The organism is Cupriavidus necator N-1, from assembly GCF_000219215.1.
GTDB lineage: Bacteria > Pseudomonadota > Gammaproteobacteria > Burkholderiales > Burkholderiaceae > Cupriavidus > Cupriavidus necator.
The window spans coordinates 2,343,109-2,369,273 of sequence record NC_015726.1 but is presented as its reverse complement, the minus strand read 5'-3'; the positions used below and the strand labels follow the sequence as shown (position 1 = coordinate 2,369,273).

Genomic DNA, 26,165 nt, shown 5'->3' with positions numbered 1-26,165 from the left:
ACAGATACAGGGAAGTGTGCCGGCTTAGAAGCTAGGGAAACCACCAACCCCGCTGCGGCGCCGCGCCCGCGAAAAGCCTGCATTCCGAAAGCGAACTGAAAGTGCGCGTCCCCTACCATCCGGCCGGCTAACGATTCACACAACAAGCACAAGCAAGGAGATAGCATGAAGCGTACGGCAATGGCATTCGCAGCGATGGGTCTGGCTGCAGCCGGGTCGGCATCCGCCCAATCGAGCGTGACCATGTATGGCCTGGTGGACGCCGGCATCGAATATGTCAGCCACGCGGGCCCGGACGGCTCGGCGGTCAAGCTGACCTCGGGCGGCAAGAACACCTCGCGCTGGGGCATCCGCGGCAGCGAAGACCTGGGCGGCGGCCTGAAGGCGATCTTCGCCCTGGAAAGCGGCATCGCCATCGACACCGGCAAGCTGGACACCGACAACACGCTGTTCGACCGCCGTGCCACGGTGGGCCTGGCAAGCCGCTACGGCCAGGTGGTGCTGGGCCGCACCTTCACCACGACCTACGACTTCATGCTGCCGTTCGACCCGATGGGCTACGCGCCAGCCTATTCGTGGGCCACCTCATCGACCGCGACCGGCGGCCGCAAGGACGGCCTGTTCTCGCGCGCCTCGAACGCGGTCCGCTATGACGGTAGCTTCGGCGGCCTGAAGCTGGGCGCGACCGTGGCCATGGGCGAAGTGGCGGGGGACTTCAAGAGCTCGTCCAAGTACGCGCTGGGGGTGGGCTACAGCGCCGGCAACTTTGCCGCGGCCGCCACCTGGGACCGCCAGAACGGCGCCGGCAGCAGCACCACGCCGGCCGACAGCACCGACTACATCCAGGGCATCCATGCCGGCGCCAGCTATGATTTCGGCGACCTGAAGCTGTTTGCCGGCTACCGCAACTACAAGCGCACCTTCACCGCCGGCGCGGCAACGGACCGCAGCGACATGTACTGGGGCGGCGCCAGCTATGACTTCACGCCGGCCTTCACGCTGTACGGTGCGGTCTACAAGCAGAACATCAAGGGCGGAAACAATGCCGACCCGATCCTGTTCTCGCTGCGCGGCCAGTACGCGCTGTCCAAGCGCACGGCGGCCTACCTGTCGGTGGGCTATGCCGATGCGCGCAACGGGCAGAACGTCAGCGTCTCGCGCGACCTGGTCGGCTTCGCCAACAACCAGACCGGCGTCATGGCCGGCCTGCAGCATCGCTTCTGAGGAAGGGGCGGCCTGAATGGCCGCACCGGCCTGTTGGGAACTGCCCGCCGCCTGGCGCATGGGTGTGCGCCATCCAGGGCGGCTGGCAGCTTGAGGCGCGTTGCCTCAGCCGGGCGCAGGGCGTAGCCGCACGCCTTGCGCCCCTCTTTTACCGGCGGGCAGGGCGCGCCGCCGGCGTGCGTGCCGCTCAGGGCACGATCACGATCTTGCCAGTGACCTTGCGCGCTTCCATGTCCTTGAGCGCCTGCGGGGCCTGCTCCAGCGGATAGCGCGCCGAGATATGCGGGCGGATCTTGCCTTCCTTCATCCAGCCCAGCATCTGCGCCATATTGGCCTGGTTGGCCTTGGGCTCGCGCCGAACGAAGTCGCCCCAGAACACGCCCACCAGCGACGCACCCTTGAGCAGCGCCAGGTTCAGCGGCAGCTTTGGGATCTCGCCATTGGCAAATCCCACCACCAGGTAGCGGCCGCGCCAGCCGATCGAACGGAAGGCCGGTTCGGCATAGATGCCGCCCACCGGGTCGTAGATCACGTCCGGGCCCTTGCCGTCGGTCAGTGCCTTGATGCGCTCGCGCAGGTCTTCGGTGCTGTAGTTGATCAGCGCATCGGCGCCATGCTCCTTGCACACCGCCAGTTTCTCGTCGGTCGAGGCGGCGGCGATCACGCGCGCGCCGATGGCCTTGCCGATCTCGATCGCCGCCAGGCCCACGCCGCCGGCCGCGCCCAGCACCAGCATGGTCTGGCCGGCCTTCAGCTCGCCCCGGTCGATGACCGCGTGGTGCGAGGTGCCGTAGGTCAGCGTGAAAGCCGCCGCGGTCTCGAAGTCGATGCCGGGCGGCATCGGCACCACCGACGCCGCCGGCGCCTTGGCCTGGCTGGCGAACGCGCCGTTGCCCAGGTAGGCGATCACCTTATCGCCCGGCTTGACGTGGGTGACGCCTTCGCCTACCGCATTGACCACGCCGGCCAGCTCCGAGCCCGGGCTGAACGGCAGGGCAGGCTTGGCCTGGTATTTGTTCTGGATGATGAGCACATCCGGGAAGTTGACGGCGGCCGCCTTGACGTCGATGACCACTTCGCCCTTGGCCGGCACCAGGTCGGGCAGGGTTTCGATGGTCAGCGAATCGGGCGGGCCCCAGGCTTTGCACAGTACGGCTTTCATCTTGTCTCCGGTGATGTTGGTGGCATTTCACGCCAGTCAAGCTTATGCGGGCGGGCAGGGCAAGTGTAGCGCAGAAATAGCACGGTCGTTCTGTTCCATGCCCAAGCGATGGAGGTGGTTATTTGCGGCCTGCATACAGCGCCAGAAACGTGCTTTCAGGGCGGCGCGCGGGCCGCTTGCGCGCGCGCGCTCAGGTACAATCGCGCCATGCATATCCTTCTCGCCAACGACGACGGTTATCTCGCGCCGGGACTGGCCGTTTTGCATGCCGCGCTCGCGCCGCTGGGCCGGATCACGGTCATCGCGCCGGAGCAGAACCATAGCGGTGCCTCCAACTCCCTGACCCTGCAGCGGCCGCTGTCGATCTACGAAGCGCGCGAAGGCGTGCAAAAAGGTTTTCGCTTCGTCAACGGAACGCCGACCGATTGCGTGCATATCGCGCTGACGGGCCTGCTGGAAGAAAAACCCGACCTGGTGGTGTCCGGCATCAACCAGGGACAGAACATGGGCGAAGACGTGCTGTACTCCGGCACCGTCGCCGCCGCCATCGAGGGCTACCTGCTGGGCATTCCGTCGATCGCCTTCTCGCAGGTGGACAAGGGCTGGGAGCACCTGGACGCCGCGGCACGCGTGGCGCGCACCGTGGTGGAGCGCATCATCGGCACGCCGCCGGCCGAGCCGTTCCTGCTCAACGTCAATATCCCGAACCTGCCGTTCGAACATATCAAGGGCTACCGCGCCACGCGCCTGGGCAAGCGTCATCCGTCGCAGCCGGTGATCACGCAGGTCAATCCGCGCGGCGACACCAACTACTGGATCGGCCCGGCGGGCGATGCGCGCGATGCCAGCGAGGGCACCGATTTCCATGCAACCGCGGCGGGCTACGTCTCGCTCACGCCGTTGCAGCTCGACCTGACGCACCGCGGGCAGCTCGACGCGCTCGACCAGTGGTTGAAGTAGGCCACCGATCCGCAGTGTCGCGCCCCCGATGAGTTCCACGCCCCGTCGCAACAAGTTTCCGCTGCCGCTCGATGCCGTAGTCGAGCGCAAGCCCGCACCGGCCCGCACTGCCGGCATGCCTGCCGTGGGCACGCCGCGGCCGGCCGCGCCCACGCCCACGCCAGCCAAGCCGGCCAAGCCGCGCCTGCCACGCACCGCCGCACCGGCGCCCGCGCCGGTGCCTGCAAGTGCGGTCGAGCAACGCGCCTCGGCGGCCACCGCGGGCGGCGGCGGCATGGCCTCGGCGCGCGCGCGCGTGGCGCTGGCGGCGCGGCTGCGTGCCGCGGGCATCCGCGACGAGCGCGTGCTGTCGGCCATCGCCACCGTGCCACGCCACCTGTTCGTCGAGCCGGGACTGGCATCGCAGGCGTATGAGGACGCCGCGCTGCCGATCGGCCACCAGCAGACCATTTCCAAGCCGTCGGTGGTGGCGCGCATGATCGAGCTGCTGCGCGAGGGCCTGCCCGCCGACGCGCCGCTGGAGCGCGTGCTCGAGATCGGCACCGGCTGCGGCTATCAGGCCGCGGTGCTGAGCCAGGTGGCGCGCGAAGTCTTCTCGATCGAGCGCATCCGCCCGCTGCACGAGCAGGCCAAGGCGAACCTGCGGCCGCTGCGCGTGCCCAACCTGCGCCTGCACTACGGCGACGGCATGTTGGGGCTGCCCCAGGCGGCGCCGTTTTCGGCCATCATCCTGGCCGCGGCCGGCATGGAGGTGCCCGAGGCGCTGCTTGAGCAACTGGCCATCGGCGGGCGCCTGATCGCCCCGGTGGCGGTGATGCCGCCGGCGGGCGTGCCGGGCCAGACCGTCACGCAGCAGCTGTTGCTGATCGAGCGGCGCAACCGCCATCGCTTTCACAGAACCGCGCTTGAAGCCGTTTTCTTTGTGCCCTTAAAATCGGGCACCATCTGAGTCGAACTATGCACAACATCGTGAAATCGCAATATTTCGCACGCGCCGGACAACTTTTTGCGGCCTCGGCGCTGACGGCCCTGCTGGCCGCCTGCGCCAATTCGCCGATGCCGGCACCCGTGGTTGACCGTACCTCCACTTCCGGTACCACGGCCGCGACGCTGGAACCGGCGCCCCCCGGATACTATCGGGTCAAGCGAGGCGATACCCTTTACCGTATCGCGCTGGAGAACGGCCAGTCGTATCGCGATGTGGCAACGTGGAACAATCTGAGCAATGTGAACCAGATCGAGGTCGGCCAGCTGCTGCGCATCGTGCCGCCGGGTGCCGACGTCAACACTGCGCCTGGCGTGGCCACCATGCCGGTGGCGCCGGGCACGGTGCAGGCGCAGCCGATAGACCAGGCCCGCCCGGCCGCCACGCCGGTGGCCCCGGCTGCGGCCGCTTCGGCGCCCGCGGCAACGCCCGCCGCGCCCGCCGCGGCCGCGGCACCGGTCGCCGATGGCGCGATGAAGCTGGCCTGGCCGGCAACCGGCCAGACGGTCGGGAAATTCGACGACAAGGGCAATAAAGGCATCGATATTGCGGGCAAGAAGGGCGATGCGGTGCTGGCCGCGGACGATGGCCGGGTGATTCACGTTGGCCCCTTGCGCGGCTACGGGAATCTTGTCATCATCAAACACAATGAGACATTTCTTACTGCTTACGGGCACAACGACAAGGTGCTCGTGGCTGAGCAATCCGCGGTCCGAAAGGGCCAGAAGATTGCGGAGATGGGCAACAGCGATACCGACCGGGTAAAGCTTCACTTCGAAGTTCGCAAGAACGGAAAACCGGTTGATCCGATGCGGTACCTGCCGCCACAGTGAGGGTTCATGCCACGCCAGAAAACTGTCTCCTCCGGAACCGTCAGCAGGGCTCGCCGTCCCAAGCAGCCGGAAGTGAAGGCTGGTGTGGCACATCCCGACGCGCGCGCCGATGCCGAAGGCTTCGAGCCTGATCTCGCCGCCGAACTGATTCCCGTGACCGACGAGCCCATCGCCACGTCCGCTTCGGTGGGCCTGCGCGAGGCCGACCTGCTCGCCGACGACAACGAGCGCATCGTGCGCGACGACGAAGAGGACGAGTCGGAAGACGAGGAAGAAGAGAGCGCGGAAAATGGCACCGACGGCGCCGCCCCCGAGCATGATGATTTCCGCACCGTGCTGCATACCGAGCTGGCCGCGGATACCGTCCAGCACTACCTGAACCGCATCAGCATCAAGCCGCTCTTGTCCGCGCCGGAAGAACTGCATTTCTCCACGCTGGCCAAGGACGGCGACTTTGCCGCGCGCCAGGTCATGATCGAGCGCAACCTGCGGCTGGTGGTCAGCATCGCCAAGGGCTACCTCAATCGCGGCGTGCCGCTGCTCGACCTGATCGAGGAAGGCAACCTGGGCCTGATGCACGCGATTGAAAAATTCGATCCGTCGCGCGGTTTCCGCTTCTCGACGTACGCGACCTGGTGGATCCGCCAGAGCATCGAGCGCGCCATCATGAACCAGGCGCGCACGGTCCGCCTGCCGGTTCACGTGATCCGCGAACTCAACCAGGTGCTGCGCGCCAAGCGCCATCTGGAGAAGGGCGGCACCGACGGGCGCGACGCCAGCCTGGAAGACATCGCCCACCTGCTGGGCAAGACGCCGGACGAAGTGCAGGACGTCTTGGCACTCAACGAACATACCACCTCGCTCGATACGCCGTTCGATCTCGATCCCGGCTCGAGCCTCCTGGATTTCCTCTCCGACGAGCACAACGCCGCCCCCGACCAGGAGGTGGCCCACCGCGAGCTGGAAGGGCTGATGAAGCTCTGGCTGGCGCGCCTGTCGGAAAAGCATCGCTATGTGGTGGAGCGCCGCTTCGGCCTCAACCATATCGAGCCCGCCACGCTGGAAGAGCTCGCCGAGGAAATGGGCCTCACGCGCGAGCGCGTGCGCCAGATCCAGCAGGAGGCGCTGGTCAAGCTCAAGCGGCATTTCGCTTCGCAAGGTGTCAGGAAGGACGCCGTTCTATGACCCCTGTGCTGGTATTCGACATCGAGACCATTCCCGATGTTGCCGGCCTGCGCCGTTTGCATGACCATCCCGATGCGATGAGCGACGCCGAAGTCGCCGAGCATGCGTTTGCCGCCCGCCGCGAAAAGACCGGCAGCGATTTTCTCCCGCACTACCTGCAACGCATCGCCGCGATTTCCTGCGTGCTGCGCCGCACGCACCGCGATGGCTCGGCGGTGTTCCACGTCGGCTCGCTGGGTACGCCGGAAGACGGCGAGGCCACGCTGATCCAGAAGTTCTATGAACTGATCGCGCGCTACAGTCCGCAACTGGTTTCATGGAACGGCGGCGGCTTCGACCTGCCGGTGCTGCACTACCGCGGCCTGGTCAACGGTGTCACCGCGCCGCGCTACTGGGAAATGGGCGAGGGCCGCGACGACGACAGCCGCGACTTCAAGTGGAACAACTACATCAGCCGCTACCACATGCGGCACCTGGACCTGATGGACCTGCTGGCCATGTACCAGCCCCGCGCCAGCGCGCCGCTGGATGATCTGGCCAAGCTGTGCGGCTTCCCAGGCAAGATGGGGATGGACGGCAGCAAGGTCTGGCAGGCGTTCCAGGCTGGCCAGCTCGACGAGATCCGCGCCTACTGCGAGACCGACGTCGTCAACACCTACCTGATGTACTGCCGCTTCCAGCTGATGCGCGGCGGCATGTCGCCGCGCGAGTTCGACGTTGAGATGGAATTCGTCCAGGAATCATTGGCCGAGCTGCCCGGCGAGCAGTGGATGGAATACCTGCAGGCATTCCGGCTGCAGCGTCTCACGCCCGAAGCCGAAGACCTCGAAGACTGAGGACGCCGCAGACGCGCCGACACGGATTCACAGATCCAGCGACAGCAGGATCGGCTGGTGGTCCGAGTCGGCCGTATCGGCATCGACCTCGCAGCGCCGGACACGCCCGGCGAGATTCTCCGTCACGAACATGAAATCGCAGGCGAACGGCGCCTCCGGCCATTGCTCCTTGTCGTACAGGGCGCAGGTCGGCGCATGCGGCTGGCCTGGGTGCGTGTGCAGCCAGGCATCGCGCCAGGGCGGCGTGGCGTCGTCAAAGGGCTCGAGCACGCGGCGGTAGGCGATATCGTCGGGTTTGCTGTTGAAGTCGCCGCACAGGACGGCCTCGGCCGGGCGCGGCTCGGGTGTGAACGGGCCCGGCCATTTCTCGCTGCGGCCCGGGCGGCGCGCATGGTCGCAGGCTTCGGCGTGCCAGGTGCGCAAGGCTTCGGCCTGCGCGGCGCGCTGGTGTGATGAGTAATACTCCAGGTGCGTGCAGATCACGCGCAGCGGCCGGGTGCCGTCGACTTCGACCGTGGCTTCCAGCGCCACGCGCGGCATCGAGGCGACCTGCGGGTCCGCCGGCCAGGGCAAGGCATGGCGGAAGACTTCGCGCACCGGCAGGCGTGTGGCGATCAGGTTGCCGAACTGCTTGCGCCCTCCGGTGGCGGTGCGGCGGTCGACACCTGGCGCGTAGAGCAGGTGGTAGCCGGGCAGCAAGGCGGTCAACTCCGCCACCTGGTCTTCACCCGGGCTGCCGCGCAGTTCGCCGAACCCGCGCGTGACCTCCTGCAGGCAGATGACATCAGCGTCGGCAATGCCGCGCAGGGTGTTGACCTGGCGCCCCAGGTCGACATGACCGTCGGCGCCTCGGCCCCACTGGATATTCCAGGAAATCAGTTCCATTTGCTGTCTCCGTTGTATCGTCAGGCTGCTGCCACCGGTGCGGGCCCGGTCTGGCATACAATCCCGCTTTCGCAAAACAATACGTCAGGTTTCGTCTGGTGTCCCAAGCCGTGTCCTCCCCACAAGAAACGCCGGCAGCCCCGGCCGCTGTTGCCGATCAAGGTGCTGCTCCCGCCGCAAAAGAGTCCCGTGTCCGCGCCGACGCTGGTGCCCCCGCGGCCGATCCCGTGGTGTCGATCGACAGCCTCGATATGGAGGCCCGCGGCGTTGGCCGGCTGGTGAACGAGGACGGCACGCCCGGCAAGGTGATCTTCGTCGAGGGTGCGCTGCCCGGCGAGACCGTCAGCTACCGCAGCTTTCGCCGCAAGCCCAGCTACGAGCAGGCCCATCTGGTCGAGGTCCGGCAGGAATCGGTGATGCGCGTGAAGCCCGGCTGCCAGCATTTTGGGGTCTGCGGCGGGTGCTCGATGCAGCATCTCGATTCGCGCGCCCAGCTGGCGATCAAGCAGCGCGTGCTGGAAGACAACCTGTGGCACCTGTCCAAGGTGAAGCCCGACGTGGTGTTCCGCCCGATCGCCGGGCCGGACTGGGGCTATCGCTACCGCGCGCGCCTGACCGTGCGCCACGTGGCCAAGAAGGGCGGGGTGCTGGTCGGCTTCCATGAGCGCAAGAGCAGCTATGTGGCCGACATGACCCGTTGCGAGATCCTGCCGCCGCATGTGTCGGCCATGCTGGTGCCGCTGCGCGAACTGGTCGGCGGTCTGTCGATCCGCGACCGCATGCCGCAGATCGAGCTGGCCGTGGGGCAGGAAGTCACCGCGCTGGTGCTGCGCATCCTGGAGCCGCTGACCGATGCCGACAAGGACCTGCTGCGCGCCTTCGCCGACCAGCACCGGGTGCAGTTCTGGCTCCAGCCCAAGGGCCCGGATACGGTCTATCCGTTCTACCCGGCCGATGCCGAGTTGGCCTATACGCTGCCGGAATTCGGCATCCGCATGCCGTTCAAGCCGACCGACTTCACCCAGGTGAACCATCAGATCAACCGCGTGCTGATCGGCCGCGCGCTGCGTTTGCTGGACGCGCAGCCGCAGGACCGCCTGCTCGACCTGTTCTGCGGCATCGGCAACTTCACGCTGCCGCTGGCCACGCAGGGCAAGTCGGTGATGGGCATCGAAGGCAGCGAGGCGCTGACCATGCGTGCGCTGGCCAACGCCGAATACAACGGGCTGGCGGCCAGGACCGAGTTTGCATGCCGCAACCTGTTTGAAGTCACGACCGAGGACATTGCCGCGCTGGGCCGCTTCGACCGCTGGCTGGTCGATCCGCCGCGCGAAGGCGCGCTGGCCGTGTGCAAGGCGCTGGGCGAACTGGCGCAGCAAGGCAGCGACGTGCTGCCGCAGCGCATCGTCTATGTCTCGTGCAGTCCCGCCACACTGGCGCGCGACGCCGGCCTGCTGGTGCACGAGGCGGGCTACCGGCTCGCTGGCGCGGGCGTGGTCAACATGTTCCCGCATACCTCGCACGTGGAGTCGATCGCGGTGTTCGATCGCGGCTGATCGCGGCGGGCGCACCAAAGAAAAACCGGCCATCAGGCCGGTTTTTTCATGCTGCAGGGGAGGTTGCCGTCAGTCGCGGCTGCCGCCGAAGATGCCCAGCAGCGCCAGCAGGTTGACGAAGACGTTGTACACGTCCAGGTAGATCGCCAGCGTGGCGGTGATGTAGTTGGTTTCGCCGCCGTTCACCACGCGCTGCACATCGAACAGGATGTACGCCGAGAAGATGCCGATGGCGATCACCGACACCGTGATCATCAGCGAGGGCAGTTGCAGCCAGATATTGGCGACGCTGGCCAGGATCAGCAGGACCACGCCGACGAACAGGAATTTGCCCAGGCCGGAGAAATCACGCTTGCTGACCGTGGCGATGGTGGCCATCGTGCCGAACACCGCCGCCGTGCCGCCAAAGGCATACATGATCAGCGCCGGCCCGTTCGAGAACTGCAGCGTCGCGCCGATCAGGCGCGACAGCATCAGGCCCATGAAGAAGGTGAAGGCCAGTAGCAGAACCACGCCCATGCTGCTGTTCTTGGTCTTCTCGATGCCGTAGAAGAACCCGAACGCGATGCCCAGGAACAGGATCAGCGACAGGCCGGGGCTGCCCGCCATGAAGCTGAAGCCGGTGGCCACGCCGATCCACGCGCCGAGCACGGTGGGGATCATCGAGAGGGCCAGCAGCCAGTAAGTGTTGCGCAAGACCCGGTTGCGAACGACGACGTCAGTGACGGTCGACGCACTGTTGCCGAAACCGTAGGTGTTCAGCTTGTTATCCATGGTGACTCCTGTCTCAAAACGGTGAGGCGCCGGGGCTGCGAGGCTTCGGATGCGAAGATTCGTATGGAACCCGGACGGAACCATCGTCAATGTGGCACCTGGGAGATCGAATTGCAAGGGCGGGGTAACCCAGGAGTCACCTCGCACATGCTTCGCGCCCGTTCGGTGCCGCTCACATTGGATGTTAGCCGGGGCGGCGTGTTCCTGGCATGACAAGGTTGTAATGTGCCCTTTGATCTACTTGGTGCCGGGTTGTGCGGCAAGGGTGGCTCGACACACGCCAGAGCAGGGAAGACCCTCGAAAGGGTCATAGTCTTCGTGCTAGAATCCCATGTTTAATCCATTTGTAACCCCTTCATTTTTCGGAGTTTTTCATGGCGATCGAACGCACCCTGTCGATTATCAAGCCGGATGCCGTGGCCAAGAACGTGATTGGCCAGATCTACGCCCGTTTCGAGGCCGCCGGCCTGAAGATCGTTGCTGCCAAGATGGTGCACCTGTCGCGCGGCGAAGCCGAGCAGTTCTACGCTGTCCACAAGGAGCGTCCGTTCTTCAAGGACCTGGTGGACTTCATGATTTCCGGCCCGGTCATTATCCAGGCCCTGGAAGGCGAGAACGCCATCGCCAAGCACCGCGACCTGATGGGCGCCACCGACCCGAAGAAGGCCGAGAAGGGCACCATCCGTGCCGATTTCGCCGACAGCATCGACGCCAACGCCGTGCACGGCTCGGACGCTGCTGAAACGGCTGCCGTGGAAGTGGCATTCTTCTTCCCGGGCATGAACGTCTACAGCCGCTGATTGTCCGGCGCTGCTGCCAGGACTAGACTGACACCGAAGCTGAGTTTGCCGTCATGAACGCTCTCGTCAACCTGCTCGACCTCGACGCGGACGCGCTCACCGCTTATTGCGGCGAGCTCGGCGAGAAGCCGTTCCGTGCGCGGCAACTGCAACGCTGGATCCACCACTACGGTGCCAGCCGCTTCGACGCCATGTCGGATCTCGCCAAGTCGCTGCGCGAAAAGCTCGCGACGCGGGCCGAGATCCGCGCGCCTGCCGCCATCACCGACAACCTGTCGGCCGACGGCACGCGCAAGTGGCTGCTCGACGTCGGCCAGGGCAACGCGGTGGAAACGGTCTACATCCCCGAGGAAACGCGTGGCACGCTGTGCGTTTCCTCGCAGGCAGGATGCGCCGTCAACTGCCGGTTCTGTTCCACCGGCAAGCAAGGTTTTTCGCGCAACCTCAGCACCGGTGAAATCATCGGCCAGCTGTGGATGGCAGAGTTCGCCATGCGCGAACAACTGGGCCGCGGCCCCAAGGATGACCGCGTCATCTCCAACGTGGTGATGATGGGCATGGGCGAGCCGCTGCTGAACTACGACGCCGTCGTGCCGGCAATGCGCCTGATGCTCGACGACAACGCATACGGCCTGTCGCGCCGCCGCGTGACGCTGTCCACCTCCGGCGTGGTGCCGATGATGGACCGGCTGTCCAAGGATCTCCCGGTGGCTCTCGCCGTGTCGCTGCACGCGTCCAACGACGCCCTGCGCGACGTGCTGGTGCCGCTGAACAAGAAGTACCCGCTGGCCGAACTGATGGCGGCATGCCGCCGCTACCTGGAATTCGCGCCGCGCGATTTCATTACTTTCGAATACTGCATGCTGGATGGCGTCAACGACGGCGTCGAGCATGCGCGGGAACTGCTGAAGCTTGTGGCCGACGTGCCGTGCAAGTTCAACCTGATCCCGTTCAATCCGTTCCCCGAATCGGGCCTGAAGCGTTCCAACAACGATCAGATCCGGCGCTTTGCGCAGGTGCTGATGGATGCAGGCATCGTGACCACCATCCGCAAGACCCGCGGCGACGATATCGACGCCGCCTGCGGCCAGTTGGCCGGGGAAGTCAAGGACCGCACCCGCCTGGCCGAGCGCGGCAAGTTCGGCAAGATCACGCCACTGGTGCCGGTCACTGCTTCCGGCCAGCCTCGGGAGGTTCGCCCTGCATGATCCGTCTGATCGCTGCGGCCCTGCTGGGGCTGCTGATGTTGTCCGGCTGCCAGTTGCCGCATGCGCCGGCGCAGGATCCCCAGACCGCTTCCGACCAGACCGATGCAAGGCGCCGCGCCGGCATCCGGCTGCAGCTGGCCACCAACTATCTGGAGGCCGGCCAGAACACGGTCGCCCTTGACGAGATCAAGCAGGCCATTGCCATCGATCCGGCGCTCGCCGACGCCTACCATGTGCGCGCGCTGATCTACATGAATATGAATGAGCGGACGCTGGCTGATGACAGCTTCCGCACGGCAGTGTCGATGCGTGCCAACGACGGCGACCTGCTCAACAACTACGGCTGGTTCCTGTGCCAGGAAGGGCGCTACGGCGAGGCCGTGCCGATGCTGCAGCGCGCGATGTCGGCGCCGTCCGCAGGCGGCCCCGCCAAGCCGCTGATCAGCCTGGGTGCGTGCGAGCTGCGCCAGGGCCACAGCGCCGAAGCGGAAAAGAACCTGAAGGCCGCGCTCGGCTACGACCGCAACAACCCGGTGGCCAACACCAACCTCGCGCTGGTTTTCTACCGGCGCGGCGACTTCGCGCAGGCCCGGCAGTATGTCCAGCGCGTCAACAGCAGCCAATTTGTCAATGCGCAATCCCTCTGGCTGGGAGCGCGCATTGCCCACCGTCAGGGCGACAGCCGCACGCAGGATGCGCTTGGGGCGCAACTGCGCAGCCGCTTCCCCGACTCGCGTGAGTTGACCGCCTACGAACAAGGAGCATGGGATGAGTGAGCACGACCGCGCCGCAGGCCAGGCCGTACCGACGCAACAAGTCGGCGGGGGCGCGCACGAAGGAGAACGCGAAGCCGCCGCACGCGAGATCGGCGCAGCGCTGGCGCGCGAGCGCGAGGCGCAGCGGATGTCGGTGGAAGACGTCAGCGCACGGCTGAAGGTGGCTGCAGGCAAGCTACGCGCGATCGAGGCCGGCAACCTGCAGGCACTGCCCGACGTGACCTTCGCCAAGGGCGTGATGCGTGCCTATGCCCGCATGCTGCATGTCGACATCGACCCGCTGCTGGCACGCTTCCAGCCGCGCCCGGTGGCGCAGGTGGCGGAAATTGCCCGGCAGCGCGAGGGTGGCATCAATGCGGCCTTCGACGACCGCAACCGCTTCCGCTCGGGCGGCAGCGGCGGCCGCTGGGTCTGGCTGGCGCTGGTGGCCGTGTTGGTGGCCGCGGGCGGCTGGTTCGGGCTTGACCATATCCGCGCATGGATCGAAGCGCGCAGCAGCGCTGCCGAGACCGTAACGGCTGAAGCGCCTGCCGTGATCCAGAGCACGGAAGCCGGCACCGTGACGGCGGCGCTGCCGCCGGTCATGGCCGCCAGCGACTCGCCGGCGCCGTCTGCCGAAACCGCTCCGGCCAGTGCCGCGGCAGCCCCCGCGGCTGCGGTGTTGCCCGCAGCCGCCGCCGCTTCCGCGCCTGCCGCTGCCACGGCACCGGCTGCGCCAGCAGGCGAGGGCGAACTGCAGATCCGCTTTGCCGCCGATACCTGGTATGAGATCCGGGACAATAGCGGCAAGATCGTCATGGGCGGTACCGCCAAGGCTGGCCAGGCCATGGCCGGTGGCGGCACGGCCCCGTACAAGGTGGTGATCGGCAACGTCAAGGGCGTCGAGTCGCTGACGCGCAATGGCACGCCGGTCGACCTGAAGGCAGCCAACCGCAACAACGTGGCGCGCCTGACGCTGCCCTGACGCGGGCGCAAGGTGCGGCAAGATGCGTCTTTGCAAGGTGGTAACGCTATGAACCAACAGCTCTGTCTCCCGGTCCTGCCCGGTCCGCTGCCGCGCCGCCAGACGCGCCAGGCGCGCGTCGCGTGGGGCGACAATGTCGTGACCATTGGCGGCGGTGCGCCGGTGCGCGTGCAGTCGATGACCAATACGGATACGGTCGATGCCATCGGCACCGCGATCCAGGTCAAGGAACTGGCGCGCGCGGGTTCGGAAATCGTGCGCATCACGGTGAACACGCCCGAGGCGGCCGCCGCGGTGCCGTCGATCCGCGAGCAGCTCGACCGCATGGGCGTGGATGTGCCGCTGGTGGGCGACTTCCACTACAACGGCCACAAGCTGCTGCAGGACTATCCGGCCTGTGCCGAGGCGCTGTCCAAGTACCGGATCAACCCCGGCAATGTCGGCCAGGGCGCCAAGCGCGACACGCAGTTCGCGCAGATGATCGAGATGGCGTGCCGCTACAGCAAGCCGGTGCGCATCGGTGTGAACTGGGGCAGCCTGGACCAGGACCTGCTGGCACGGATCATGGACGAAAACGCCGGGCGCGCCGAGCCGTGGCCGGCGCAGAGCGTGATGATCGAGGCGTTGATCACCTCGGCCATCGATTCGGCGAAGAAGGCCGAGGAAATCGGCCTGCCGGGCGACCAGATCATCCTGTCGTGCAAGGTGTCGCAGGTGCAGGAACTGGTCGCGGTCTACCGCGAGCTGGCACGCCGCTGCGACTACGCGCTGCACCTCGGGCTGACCGAGGCCGGCATGGGCAGCAAGGGCATCGTTGCCTCGACCGCGGCGCTGTCGGTGCTGCTGCAGGAAGGCATCGGCGACACCATCCGCATCTCGCTGACGCCGGAACCCGGCGCGCCGCGCGAAAAGGAAGTGTACGTGGGGCAGGAAATCCTGCAGACCATGGGCCTGCGCAACTTCACCCCGATGGTGATTGCGTGCCCGGGCTGCGGGCGCACCACCAGCACGGTGTTCCAGGAGCTGGCGGCCAGCATCCAGACCTACCTGCGCGAGCAGATGCCGCACTGGAAGACCGCCTACCCGGGCGTCGAGGAAATGGATGTGGCCGTGATGGGCTGTATCGTCAACGGCCCGGGCGAGAGCAAGCACGCCAACATCGGCATCTCGTTGCCGGGCTCGGGTGAATCGCCGGCGGCGCCGGTGTTCGTCGACGGCGTCAAGGTGAAGACGCTGCGCGGCGAGCGCATTGCAGAAGAGTTCCAGGCGATCGTAGATGAATACGTTCGCACGCATTACGGCCCGGGCGCTGCGCGGGCCGACAAAGAAGTGGCAGCCTGAGCCGGACCGGCCGGGTGCCAGCAGCCTGACTAGAACAGAATGACGCAATCCGAGAATGTGGCCGCCGAAGGCGGTGCCAAGACCGAACCGAAGGTGCGCCCCGCCAAGGCCCTGCAGGGCGTGAAGGGCATGAACGACATGCTGCCGGCGGACGCGCCGCTGTGGGAGCATTTCGAGAATGCCGCACGCGCCATGCTGCGCGCCTACGGCTACCAGCAGATCCGCACGCCGATCGTCGAGCATACTCAGCTGTTCGTGCGCGGCATCGGCGAGGTCACCGACATCGTCGAGAAGGAGATGTACTCCTTCACCGATTCGCTCAACGGCGAGCAGCTCACGCTGCGCCCGGAAGGCACCGCCGCGGCCGTGCGCGCCACCATCGAGCACAACCTGCTGTACGACGGCCCCAAGCGCCTGTGGTACACCGGCCCGATGTTCCGCCACGAGCGCCCGCAGCGCGGCCGCTACCGCCAGTTCCACCAGCTCGGCGCCGAGGCGCTGGGCTTTGCCGGCCCGGACGTGGATGCGGAAATCATCCTGATGTGCCAGCGCCTGTGGGACGACCTGGGCCTGGTAGGCGTGCGCCTGGAGCTCAATTCGCTGGGGCAGGCCCATGAACGCGCCGCGCACCGCGAACAGCTGATCAAGTACCTGGAAGGCTTCCAGGACATCCTGGACGACGACAGCAAGCGCCGCCTGTACACCAACCCGCTGCGCGTGCTGGACACCAAGAACCCGGCGCTGCAGGAGATGGCGGCCAACGCGCCCAAGCTGATCGACTTCCTGGGCGAAGAGTCGCTGGCGCACTTCGAGGGCGTGCAGCGCCTGCTCAAGGCCAACAACATCCCGTTCAAGATCAACCCGCGCCTGGTGCGTGGCCTGGACTACTACAACCTGACGGTGTTCGAGTGGATCACCGACAAGCTGGGCGCACAAGGCACCATCGCCGGCGGCGGGCGCTATGACCCGCTGATCGCGCAGATGGGTGGGAAGTCCGCGCCCGCGTGCGGCTGGGCCATGGGCATCGAACGCATCATCGAGCTGATCCGCGAAGAAGGCGTGGTGCCCGATGCGGCGGGCTGCGACGTCTACCTGGTGCACCAGGGCGAAGCCGCCGCGCAGCAGGCGATGATCGCCGCGGAACGGCTGCGCGACGCGGGCCTGGACGTGGTGCTGCACGCCAGCCCCGACGGCAAGGGCGGCAGCTTCAAATCGCAGATGAAGCGCGCCGACACAAGCGGCGCGGCCTATGCCGTTATCATTGGCGAGGACGAAGTGGCCGCCGGAGTGGTCCAAGTCAAGGAACTTCGCCAGCGCGAGCAGGCCGAAGGCGGTGGGCAACAGGCCACCGTGCCGGCCGAAGGCCTGGTCGATTACCTGATCGACGCAATGGTCGGCGCCAGCGAATAAATCGCACGCTGGCCAGCCGGAACACCCCAGTACACGAGTACCCAACCCAACGCAGGTGATTGCCTCGACATGGCTTACGATCTAGAAGAACAGGAACAGCTTGAGAATCTGAAGGCCTGGTGGCGCCAGTACGGCAATGCGCTGACCTGGGTGCTGATCGTCGCGCTGCTGGCGTTTGCCGGCTGGAACGGCTGGAAGTACTGGGAACGCAGGCAGGCCGGCGAGGCCGCGGTGCTGTATGAGCAGGTGCTCAAGGCCGCCGAGGCGCGCGACATCGAGCGCATCAAGCGCGCCGCGACCGACCTGGAAGACAAGTACGGCCGCACCGCCTATGGCCAGATGAGCGCGCTGGTAGCAAGCCGCGTGCTGTACGATGCGGGCGACCTGGCCGCGGCCAAGAGTCAGTTGCAGTGGGCCATCGACCACGGCGACGAAGCCTACTCGCACCTGGCGCGCGTGCGCCTGGCCGGCGTGCTGCTCGACGAGAAGGCCTACGACAAGGGTCTGGCGCTGCTCAAGGATGAACCGCCGGCAGCGTTCGTGGCGCTGTATGCCGACCGCCGCGGCGACCTGCTGGCCGCGCAGGACAAGCGCGACGATGCGCGCACGGCCTATCGCAAGGCGCTGGACAAGCTGGGCCAGGACGAGCCGGCGATGCGCCAGATTATCCAGTTCAAGCTCGATGCGCTGGGCACGGCCTGATCCGGCCGCTCCCGAACGCGTGCAAACACCGCATATCCAGCGGATCGTATAAACAGGACCGTAACCCTATGACGTCAGTGCTTTCCCGTGCCGTACATCGCCAGCCCGCCCGCGCCATGACCCGTGCGCTGGTGGCGGTTGCCTGCCTGGCCACACTGGGCGGCTGCTCGCTGTTCAGCAAGGAAAACAAGCACCCGCCCGCCGAGCTCAAGCCGGTCTCGGGCACGCTGTCGGTGCGCCAGGCCTGGAAGGCCGACGTGGGCAAGAGCGGCCCCTATTCGATGCAGCCGGCCGCGGCGGGCAACAACGTCTACGTGTCTTCCAACAACGGCAACGTGATGGCGCTGGAAGGCGCCAGCGGGCGCGTGCTGTGGAAGGCCAAGGCCGACCTAGACCTGACCTCGGGCCCGGGCAGCGATGGCTCGGTGACGGCGGTCGCCGGCGAGAAGGGCGCCATCTATGCCTTTGACGCCAGCGGCAAGCAGATCTGGAAGAAGCAGGTCAACGGCGAGGTGCTGTCGGCGCCGCTGGTCGGCAACGGCCTAGTGGTGGTGCGCACCACCGACACGCGCGTATTCGGCCTGGACGCCGAGACCGGCGAGCGCCGCTGGATCTACCAGCGCTCGCAGACGCCGCTGAACCTGCGTGCGTCGATGGGGATGGTGTTTGCCGGCGACGGCATCGTGATGGGTTTCCCTGGCGGCAAGCTGGGCGTGCTGACGCCGGGCAACGGCGTGTTGCGCTGGGAGAGCGCGGTCTCGTACCCGAAGGGCGTGTCGGAGATCGAGCGCCTGAACGACGTCACCGGCCTGCCGATGGTGAGCGGGCGCCAGGTCTGCGCCACTACCTTCCAGGGCCGAGTGGCCTGCCTGGAGCTGGCCAGCGGCCAGCCGCAGTGGGGCAAGGACTTCTCGTCGCCGAGCGGCCCGGCGCAGGATGACAATGCGATTTACGCCAGCGACGAGCAGTCGGTCGTGCATGCGTTCGACCGCCAGAACGGCAACGAGCGCTGGAAGAACAACGACCTGCGCAACCGTCGCCTGGGCGCGCCGCTGGCCCTGGGCCGCTCGGTGGTAATGGGTGACTTTGAAGGTTATGTACACTTCCTGTCGCGCGAAGACGGCCAGGTCATCGCACGCATGAAGACCGATGGGAGTGCCATCACTGCCGCGCCCGTGATGGCGGGGCAGACCATGGTAATCCAGACCCGCGACGGCGACGTCTACGGTTTCCAGCCTGGCTGACAGGTATCCAATGCGCGCTGCCGTACACCTGTCGGTACGGCCAGCGCCGAATCCGGTAGCATGATCCTTAGCGCGGCAATTGCAGCGGGTCCGTTGACCCGGCGCCGCGCCCGACAGGACAAGCGGCAGACCGCGCCCAGGTGGCGCGGCGTGCCGTCGGATCCATTGACTCCGGAGCTACCGGGGGGCGGCGTGCCGGCCCCCGTTTCCGTTTATTGCATGAAACCAGTTATCGCACTTGTCGGCCGCCCCAATGTGGGCAAGTCGACGCTATTCAACCGCATGACCCGATCGCGCGACGCCCTTGTCGCCGACCTGCCGGGCCTGACGCGCGACCGCCATTACGGGGAAGGGCGCATCGGCGAACGTCCGTTCATTGCCATCGATACCGGCGGCTTTGAGCCGGTGGTCAAGGAAGGCATCGTCGCCGAGATGGCCAAGCAGACCAAGCAGGCCGTGGTCGAGGCCGACGTGGTGATCTTCATCGTCGACGGCCGTCTGGGCCTGGCGCCGCAGGACCGCGCCATTGCCGACTACCTGCGCAAGACCGGCCGGCGCATCATGCTGGCGGTCAACAAGGCCGAGGGCATGAAGTACACCTCGGTGGCGGCCGATTTCTATGAGCTGGGCATGGGTGATCCTTACGCGATCTCCGCTGCCCACGGCGATGGCGTGAGCGAACTGGTCGACGAGGCCATCGAGCTCGCGGTCCAGGAGCGCCCCGAGCTGGCCGAAGAGATTTCGGACGAAGGCAAGGGCGTCAAGATTGCCATCGTCGGGCGCCCCAATGTGGGGAAATCCACGCTGGTCAACACGCTGATCGGTGAAGAGCGCGTGATCGCGTTCGACATGCCCGGCACCACCCGGGATGCCATCTACGTGGAGTTCGAGCGCGGCGGCAAGCCCTACACGCTGATCGACACGGCGGGCTTGCGCCGGCGCGGCAAGGTGTTCGAGGCGATCGAGAAGTTCTCGGTGGTCAAGACGCTGCAGTCGATCGCCGATGCCAACGTGGTGATCCTGCTGCTCGATGCGCAACAGGATATTTCCGAGCAGGACGCGCACATCGCCGGTTTTATCGTGGAGTCGGGCCGCGCGCTGGTGGTGGGCGTCAATAAATGGGATGGGCTCGACGGCCATACCCGCGACCGCATCAAGCACGACCTGGAACGCAAGCTGCAATTCCTGAGCTTCGCGAATTTCCATTTTGTCTCGGCGCGCGAGCGTACCGGCATTGGCGCGCTGATGCGTTCGGTCGATGACGCGTTCGCCGCGGCGATGGTCAAGCTGCCGACGCCGCAGCTCACGCGTGTGCTGCAGGAAGCGGTGGAATTCCAGCAGCCCAAGCGGGTCGGCGCATCGCGGCCCAAGCTGCGCTACGCGCACCAGGGCGGCTCGAATCCGCCCATTATCGTGATCCACGGCAATGCACTGTCGGGCGTTGCGGAAACCTACCGGCGCTACCTGGAAAATCGTTTCCGTACGGCATTCAAGCTCAAGGGCACCCCTCTTCGCATCGAATTTCGTACGAACAAAAATCCGTATGCGGACTCGAAGGATTGAGTCCGGAATCGGATCCCTGGCGGGGCAAGTTTTCGTTTGCGTTCGTTTGGAACTGCGGCTAAATTTGCGGTAGCAGGGGGTTCCCTGTGCATTGACGCCGACTTGGTACCGTTTTTGATCTTTTTTCTGGCGCGTTTTTGCGCCGACTGACTTGAACCGGGGACTTCCATCCCCATCATTCATTACTAAACCTATAAATTTGGAGTGTGCCATGAGCAACAAAGGGCAACTGCTACAAGACCCGTTCCTGAACGCGCTGCGCAAAGAGCACGTGCCGGTTTCCATCTACCTCGTCAATGGCATCAAGCTGCAAGGCAATATCGAATCGTTCGACCAGTATGTCGTCCTGCTGCGCAACACCGTGACGCAGATGGTCTACAAGCATGCGATTTCCACTGTCGTTCCTGCGCGCGCGGTCAATTTCCGCGTGGATGACGCCGCCGAGGCCTGATCTCCTTGCGGGCATCGTGCGGGCGCCCCGCGGCGCCGCACCGATGCCCGGCGCCGGTGCGCCATCGCGCCCGGTGCCGCGCGGCCCGGCCGTTGCCTACGCAGCCGCCGCTGCCGCCACGTTCCGCATCATGCGGCGGCCTGTCCCGGCAGGGGCCAGGACAGAGTCCGACATCCGCCCGCCTTCCCCCTGAACCCGTTTTTCCCTGCGCTTTCGCGCCCTCCCTTGGACCCCAGAGCCACTTCCAATACCGCCCCCTCGCGCGCCATTCTCGTCGGCGTCGACTTCGGCAAGCATGATTTCCAGGAAAGCCTCAGTGAACTGGCGCTGCTGACCTCTACCGCCGGCTCGCTGCCGGTGCATACGCTGACGGGCCGCCGCTCGCGGCCGGATCCGGCGCTGTTCATCGGCTCGGGCAAGGCCGAGGAGCTGAAGGAGGCCGCCGATGCGCTGGATGCCGATGTGGTCGTGTTCAACCACGCCCTGAGCCCGGCGCAGCAGCGCAACCTGGAACGCTTCCTGAACCGCCACGTGATCGACCGCACCGGCCTGATCCTGGACATCTTCGGGCAGCGCGCGCAGAGCCACGTCGGCAAGGTGCAGGTGGAGCTGGCGCAGGTCCAGTACCGCGCGTCGCGGCTGGTCCGGGCGTGGAGCCACCTGGAGCGGCAGAAGGGCGGCATCGGCATGCGCGGCGGCCCTGGCGAGCGCCAGCTCGAGCTGGACCGGCGCATGCTGGACGAGCGCGCCAAGCGGCTCAAGTCGGATCTGTCGCGGCTGCAGCGCCAGCACAGCACGCAGCGGCGCGCCCGCGCGCGCAATGACACGCTCAGCATTTCGCTGGTGGGCTATACCAACGCGGGCAAGTCGACGCTGTTCAACGCGCTGACCAAGGCTGGCGCCTATGCGGCCGACCAGCTGTTCGCCACGCTCGACACCACCTCGCGCCGGCTGTTCCTGGATGGCCTGGGCAACGTGGTGCTGTCCGACACGGTCGGCTTTATCCGCGACCTGCCCACGCAACTGGTGGCGGCGTTCCGCGCCACGCTCGACGAGACCGTGCATGCCGACCTGCTGCTGCATGTGGTGGATGCATCGAGCCCGGTGCGCCACGAGCAGATCGAGCAGGTCAACCGCGTGCTGGCGGAAATCAACGCGCTAGACATCCCGCAGATCGTGGTGATGAACAAGATCGATGCCGCGCCAGAGCTGTTGGAGCAGGGCCCGCGCCTGGAGCGCGACGAGGACGGTATCCCCACCCGCGTGTTCCTGAGCGCGCGCGAGGGGCTCGGCCTGGATGCGCTGCGCGAGGCCGTGGTCGAGGTGGCGCAATGGCTGGCCAGCCGCCCGCCCGAGCCGCAACCCTATGATCCGCGCCTGGCCGACTTGCCGCATTACGACAGTGCCGATGATGGCGGCGTGGCTGACGGCAGCGACGACCCAGATGCGGGGGATTCGGGCAGGCTTTAACCCGTCAATTCGCCGCCAGTTCGCCGGAGCTTATGCCCAATTCCGGTGCGATTGCCGCCGGGATTGCGCGAATTGGCCAAAAGTGGCGCGGATGACTGCTAGAATCCCCCTGTTACAAACTTCCCCGGACCCGTGCACTTCATGCCCCAGTTTCCCCGGAATGCTGATTCGAGCCTGACACCAGGCGGCCGCTTCGCGCTGCGCGCGGGCTGGCAGCGCCTGCGCGCCATCTTCTCGCTGAACGATCCGCGCTGGGGTCGCAACGGTCAGGACGACGACGACAAGAAGGACGGTCGCGACGACAACCGCCAGCAGAACCAGCGTCCGCAGCAGGACGGCGGCCCGCCCGACCTGGACGAGCTGTGGCGCGACTTCAACCGCCGCCTGAACGGCCTGCTCGGCCGCAAGGACAACGGCGGCGGCAACCAGGGCTTTGGCGGCCCGCGCACGCCGGGCAAAGGCTCGGGCGTGGGTGCTGGCGTGATCGTGGCAGCGGTGGTCGGCATCTGGCTGGCCAGCGGCTTCTTCATGGTGCAGGAAGGCCAGACTGCGGTGATCCTGCAGTTCGGCAAGTTCAAGTACGCCACAGGCCCCGGCATCAACTGGCGCATGCCCTGGCCGGTCCAGTCGGCCGAGGTCGTCAACCTGTCGGCCGTGCGTTCGGTCGAGGTGGGGCGCTCCACGTCGATCAAGGACAGCAACCTGAAAGACTCGTCAATGCTGACGCAGGACGAGAACATCATCGACGTGCGCTTTACCGTGCAATACGTGATCCAGGACGCCAGCGAATTCCTGTTCTTCAACAAGACCGACCGCGGAGGCGATGAAGAGCTGGTGACGCAGGCCGCCGAGACCTCGGTGCGAGAGATCGTCGGCCGCAACAAGATGGACGCGGTGCTGTACGAGAGCCGCGAACAGATCGCGCAGCAACTGGCCAAGTCGATCCAGGCCATCCTGACCGCGTACAAGACCGGCATCCGTGTGCTGTCCGTGAACGTGCAGAGCGTGCAGCCGCCCGAGCAGGTGCAGGCCGCGTTCGACGACGTCAACAAGGCCAGCCAGGACCGCGAGCGCGCGATCAGCGAAGGCCAGGCCTATGCCAATGACATCCTCCCGCGCGCCAAGGGTACCGCGGCGCGCCTGAAGGAAGAGTCCGAAGCCTACCGCTCCCGCGTGGTGGCGCAGGCCGAGGGCGATGCCTCGCGCTTCCGTTCGGTGCAGACCGAGTACGCCAAGTCGCCGCAGGTGACGCGTGACCGCATCTATCTGGAAACCATGCAGCAGATCTACAGCAATTCGACCAAGGTGCTGGTGGACGCGCGCCAGGGCAACAATCTCCTCTACCTGCCGCTGGACAAGCTGATGGCGCAGGCCGATGGCCGCGCCGCGCCGCAACCGGGCCAGCCAGGTGCCGCGAGCACGCCGGCACCCGCGCCGGATGCATCGACGGATATCCGTTCGCGCGAATCGCTGCGCAACCGCGACCGCGACTCGCGCTGAGGAGACCGTCATGAACCGACTGATTTCCTTCGCGATTGGCTTTTTCATCCTGCTGGCCGTGGTCTCGTCCATGCTGTTCGTGGTCGACCAGCGCCAGTACGCCGTGGTGTTCGCCTTCGGCGAGATCAAGCAGGTAGTGCGTGAGCCCGGCCTGCACTTCAAGCTGCCGCCGCCGTTCCAGAACGTGGTGTTCATGGATCGCCGCCTGCAGACCATCGACGGGGCCGCCAGCGAGCGTTTCCTGACCGCCGAGAAGAAGAGCATGGTGGTGGACTGGTTCGTCAAATGGCGCATCACCGATCCGCGCAAGTTCTTTGTCGCCTTCGGCGGCAACGTGCGCGGTGCGCAGGACCGCATGACCCAGCGCATCGACTCGGTGGCGCGCGAGGAGTTCGGCAAGCGCACCGTGGCCGACGTGGTTGCCGGCGAGCGCGAGCAGGTGATGCAGGCCATCCGCAACGGCATGAGCGAATACGCCAAGTCGGTGGGTGTGGAGATCCTGGACGTGCGCCTCAAGCGCGTTGACCTGCTGCCCGCGATCAGCGAATCGGTGTACCGGCGCATGGAGGCCGAGCGCAAGCGCGTGGCCAACGAGCTGCGCTCCACCGGTGCCGCCGAGGGCGAGAAGATCCGCGCCGATGCCGACCGTCAGCGCGAAGTGGTGCTGGCCGAGGCCTATCGCGACGCCCAGGTGATCAAGGGCCAGGGCGATGCCAAGGCCTCGCAGATCTATGCCGACGCGTTTGGCCGCGATCCGCAGTTCGCGCAGTTCTGGCGCAGCATGGAGGCTTACCGCAACACCTTCCGCGACAAGCGCGACGTGCTGGTGCTTGAGCCCAACTCCGAGTTCTTCCGCTACATGCGTTCCAGCGGCGGTGCCGCCGCGGCCGCCTCGGGCGGATCCGGGGGCAAGCGCTAGCACCGTCGCTTGTCCGTGTGGCGAATTGACGAAACCCCGGCTTGCCGGGGTTTTGTCCGGCTGGAGCCATCCTCGCTGAGTGATGGCGCGGGCGCGCGGCGCCTGCAATGAAGTTCCTGGTCAGGCACGGGCGCCTTGGGGGCATTGCCTCGAGGCAAACCGAATGACAGAGACGAGATTGATTGAGAAGAGATTCACTATGTCCAACCATTGGCTGCTGCCAGAAAACATTGCCGACGTGCTGCCGTCGGAAGCGCGCAAGATCGAAGAACTGCGCCGCCGCATGCTGGACCTGTTCCGCACCTACGGCTATGAGATGGTGATGCCGCCGATGCTGGAATACCTGGAGTCGCTGCTGACCGGCACCGGCCATGACCTGGACCTGCGCACGCTCAAGCTGGTGGACCAGTTGTCGGGCCGCACCATGGGCCTGCGTGCCGATATCACGCCGCAGGTCGCGCGCATCGACGCGCACCTGCTGAACCGCCCGGGCGTGACCCGCCTGTGCTACGCGGGCAACGTGCTGCATGCGCGCCCGGCGGGTTTCCACGCCACGCGCGAGCCGATCCAGATCGGCGCCGAGATCTATGGCCATGCCGGCCTGGAAGCCGACGTCGAGATCCAGGACCTGATGCTGGCCGCGCTGCAGGCGGCGGGGCTGTCGGATGTCCGCATCGACCTGTGCCATGCCGGCATCCTGGAAGCGCTGCTGGCGGGCCTGCCGTCGATCCGCAAGATCGAGGACGCGCTCTTTGCCGCGCTGGAAACTAAGGATGTGCCGGCCCTGCGCGAACTGACCGCAGGCATGCCGCAGACCGAGCGCGATGCGCTGCTGGCGCTGCCTACGCTGTACGGCGGCGTGGACGTGATCGAGCGCGCCCGCGCGACGCTGCCGGCCAGCCCGGCCATCGGCCGCGCGCTGGATGAACTGGCGGCACTAGCGGTGCAGGTGCGCGGTGCCAGCGTGAATATCGACCTGTCGGATTTGCGCGGTTACCACTATCACAGCGGTGTGATGTTCGCGGCCTATGTTGCCGGCCTGCCCAATTACGTGGCGCGTGGCGGCCGTTATGACAAGGTGGGCGAGGCCTTCGGCCGTGCGCGCCCGGCCACGGGTTTCTCGCTGGACCTGCGTGAAGTGGCGGCGCTGTCGCCCGTGGAAGTGCGCGCCCAGGCGATTTTTGCGCCCTGGGATGCGGATCCGGCACTCCGGGCCGCGATTTCCACGCTGCGTGCGGCCGGCGAGATCGTGATCCAGTCGCTGCCCGGCCATACCCACGAGCTCGATGAGTTCAACTGCGACCGGCAGCTGGTGCGCCAGGACGCCGGCTGGGCCGTGGTGCCGCGCTGACGTTTGGGCGCCGGGCGTGCCCAAAAATCGAGAATCGCCCGGCAACAAGAGTAGAATACGTTTTTA

General features: G+C 66.3%; 24 protein-coding genes. 21 read left to right on the top strand and 3 right to left on the bottom strand.

The window, feature by feature from the left end; all coding sequences use genetic code 11:
- Nucleotides 1–165: 165 nt before the first annotated feature.
- Nucleotides 166–1,224 (top strand): porin, encoded by a 1,059-nt coding sequence (locus tag CNE_RS11135; protein ID WP_013957232.1) that lies wholly within the window; start codon nucleotides 166–168, stop codon nucleotides 1,222–1,224.
- 187 nt (nucleotides 1,225–1,411) lie between these two features.
- Here CNE_RS11135 and CNE_RS11130 read toward each other — a convergent pair whose 3' ends face one another.
- Nucleotides 1,412–2,386, bottom strand: a complete 975-nt coding sequence (locus tag CNE_RS11130; protein ID WP_010814246.1) for an NADPH:quinone oxidoreductase family protein — start codon at nucleotides 2,384–2,386, stop codon at nucleotides 1,412–1,414.
- Between the two features lie 207 nt (nucleotides 2,387–2,593).
- On the opposite strand from CNE_RS11130, the gene surE reads away from it, so the two are divergent.
- From surE to CNE_RS11105, 5 genes are read left to right on the top strand one after another with little or no spacing between them, the layout of a single operon-like run.
- On the top strand, nucleotides 2,594–3,346 hold the full coding sequence (gene surE, locus CNE_RS11125) for a 5'/3'-nucleotidase SurE (RefSeq protein ID WP_013957231.1): 753 nt from the start codon (nucleotides 2,594–2,596) through the stop codon (nucleotides 3,344–3,346).
- Nucleotides 3,347–3,374: 28 nt separating this feature from the next.
- The gene (locus CNE_RS11120; protein ID WP_013957230.1) at nucleotides 3,375–4,295 is read left to right on the top strand and encodes a protein-L-isoaspartate(D-aspartate) O-methyltransferase; all 921 of its coding nucleotides are present in this window, start codon (nucleotides 3,375–3,377) and stop codon (nucleotides 4,293–4,295) included.
- Between the two features lie 8 nt (nucleotides 4,296–4,303).
- Nucleotides 4,304–5,164, top strand: coding sequence for a peptidoglycan DD-metalloendopeptidase family protein (locus tag CNE_RS11115; protein ID WP_013957229.1), 861 nt, complete (start codon nucleotides 4,304–4,306; stop codon nucleotides 5,162–5,164).
- 6 nt (nucleotides 5,165–5,170) lie between these two features.
- Nucleotides 5,171–6,349 (top strand): RNA polymerase sigma factor RpoS, encoded by a 1,179-nt coding sequence (gene rpoS, locus CNE_RS11110; RefSeq protein WP_013957228.1) that lies wholly within the window; start codon nucleotides 5,171–5,173, stop codon nucleotides 6,347–6,349.
- Entirely contained in the window at nucleotides 6,346–7,185 is an 840-nt protein-coding gene (locus CNE_RS11105; protein WP_013957227.1) for a 3'-5' exonuclease, read from the top strand. The genes rpoS and CNE_RS11105 overlap by 4 nt, the downstream gene beginning before the upstream one ends.
- A gap of 27 nt (nucleotides 7,186–7,212) precedes the next feature.
- On the opposite strand, the gene CNE_RS11100 is transcribed toward CNE_RS11105, so the two are convergent.
- A complete protein-coding gene (locus CNE_RS11100; protein WP_013957226.1) occupies nucleotides 7,213–8,070 on the bottom strand; it encodes an endonuclease/exonuclease/phosphatase family protein in 858 nt (285 codons plus the stop codon).
- Between the two features lie 227 nt (nucleotides 8,071–8,297).
- Here CNE_RS11100 and rlmD point away from each other — a divergent pair, with 227 nt between their 5' ends.
- Nucleotides 8,298–9,626, top strand: a complete 1,329-nt coding sequence (gene rlmD / locus CNE_RS11095) for a 23S rRNA (uracil(1939)-C(5))-methyltransferase RlmD (RefSeq protein WP_013957225.1) — start codon at nucleotides 8,298–8,300, stop codon at nucleotides 9,624–9,626.
- Nucleotides 9,627–9,695: 69 nt separating this feature from the next.
- Here rlmD and CNE_RS11090 read toward each other — a convergent pair whose 3' ends face one another.
- Nucleotides 9,696–10,400: a Bax inhibitor-1/YccA family protein gene (locus tag CNE_RS11090; protein ID WP_013957224.1), complete on the bottom strand. Its 705-nt coding sequence runs from the start codon at nucleotides 10,398–10,400 to the stop codon at nucleotides 9,696–9,698.
- A 374-nt stretch (nucleotides 10,401–10,774) separates the two neighbouring features.
- Between CNE_RS11090 and ndk the strand changes: the two genes are divergently transcribed.
- From ndk to CNE_RS11020, 14 genes are all read left to right on the top strand, one after another.
- Nucleotides 10,775–11,200, top strand: coding sequence for a nucleoside-diphosphate kinase (ndk, locus tag CNE_RS11085; protein ID WP_013957223.1), 426 nt, complete (start codon nucleotides 10,775–10,777; stop codon nucleotides 11,198–11,200).
- 53 nt (nucleotides 11,201–11,253) lie between these two features.
- A complete protein-coding gene (gene rlmN, locus CNE_RS11080) occupies nucleotides 11,254–12,408 on the top strand; it encodes a 23S rRNA (adenine(2503)-C(2))-methyltransferase RlmN (protein WP_013957222.1) in 1,155 nt (384 codons plus the stop codon).
- Nucleotides 12,405–13,184, top strand: a complete 780-nt coding sequence (pilW, locus tag CNE_RS11075) for a type IV pilus biogenesis/stability protein PilW (protein ID WP_013957221.1) — start codon at nucleotides 12,405–12,407, stop codon at nucleotides 13,182–13,184. The genes rlmN and pilW overlap by 4 nt, the downstream gene beginning before the upstream one ends.
- Nucleotides 13,177–14,148 carry a RodZ domain-containing protein gene (locus tag CNE_RS11070; RefSeq protein ID WP_013957220.1) on the top strand — a complete coding sequence of 324 codons (972 nt, stop codon included), beginning with the start codon at nucleotides 13,177–13,179 and terminating at the stop codon, nucleotides 14,146–14,148. Before pilW ends, CNE_RS11070 begins: the two co-directional genes overlap by 8 nt.
- A 48-nt stretch (nucleotides 14,149–14,196) precedes the next feature.
- Nucleotides 14,197–15,489, top strand: a complete 1,293-nt coding sequence (ispG, locus tag CNE_RS11065; RefSeq protein WP_013957219.1) for a flavodoxin-dependent (E)-4-hydroxy-3-methylbut-2-enyl-diphosphate synthase — start codon at nucleotides 14,197–14,199, stop codon at nucleotides 15,487–15,489.
- Nucleotides 15,490–15,528: 39 nt separating this feature from the next.
- Nucleotides 15,529–16,899, top strand: coding sequence for a histidine--tRNA ligase (hisS, locus tag CNE_RS11060; RefSeq protein WP_013957218.1), 1,371 nt, complete (start codon nucleotides 15,529–15,531; stop codon nucleotides 16,897–16,899).
- 69 nt (nucleotides 16,900–16,968) lie between these two features.
- Nucleotides 16,969–17,601, top strand: coding sequence for a tetratricopeptide repeat protein (locus tag CNE_RS11055; RefSeq protein ID WP_013957217.1), 633 nt, complete (start codon nucleotides 16,969–16,971; stop codon nucleotides 17,599–17,601).
- A 68-nt stretch (nucleotides 17,602–17,669) separates the two neighbouring features.
- Complete coding sequence (gene bamB / locus CNE_RS11050) at nucleotides 17,670–18,845, top strand: outer membrane protein assembly factor BamB (RefSeq protein WP_013957216.1); 1,176 nt, start codon at nucleotides 17,670–17,672, stop codon at nucleotides 18,843–18,845.
- A gap of 219 nt (nucleotides 18,846–19,064) precedes the next feature.
- Nucleotides 19,065–20,408, top strand: a complete 1,344-nt coding sequence (der, locus tag CNE_RS11045; protein WP_035816329.1) for a ribosome biogenesis GTPase Der — start codon at nucleotides 19,065–19,067, stop codon at nucleotides 20,406–20,408.
- 211 nt (nucleotides 20,409–20,619) lie between these two features.
- Nucleotides 20,620–20,859: an RNA chaperone Hfq gene (gene hfq / locus CNE_RS11040; protein ID WP_010809431.1), complete on the top strand. Its 240-nt coding sequence runs from the start codon at nucleotides 20,620–20,622 to the stop codon at nucleotides 20,857–20,859.
- Nucleotides 20,860–21,084: 225 nt separating this feature from the next.
- Entirely contained in the window at nucleotides 21,085–22,329 is a 1,245-nt protein-coding gene (hflX, locus tag CNE_RS11035; RefSeq protein WP_013957214.1) for a GTPase HflX, read from the top strand.
- 141 nt (nucleotides 22,330–22,470) lie between these two features.
- A complete protein-coding gene (hflK, locus tag CNE_RS11030) occupies nucleotides 22,471–23,829 on the top strand; it encodes an FtsH protease activity modulator HflK (protein ID WP_013957213.1) in 1,359 nt (452 codons plus the stop codon).
- A gap of 10 nt (nucleotides 23,830–23,839) precedes the next feature.
- Nucleotides 23,840–24,748, top strand: a complete 909-nt coding sequence (gene hflC, locus CNE_RS11025) for a protease modulator HflC (protein ID WP_013957212.1) — start codon at nucleotides 23,840–23,842, stop codon at nucleotides 24,746–24,748.
- 199 nt (nucleotides 24,749–24,947) lie between these two features.
- Nucleotides 24,948–26,099 (top strand): ATP phosphoribosyltransferase regulatory subunit, encoded by a 1,152-nt coding sequence (locus CNE_RS11020; RefSeq protein ID WP_013957211.1) that lies wholly within the window; start codon nucleotides 24,948–24,950, stop codon nucleotides 26,097–26,099.
- Nucleotides 26,100–26,165: the final 66 nt, after the last annotated feature.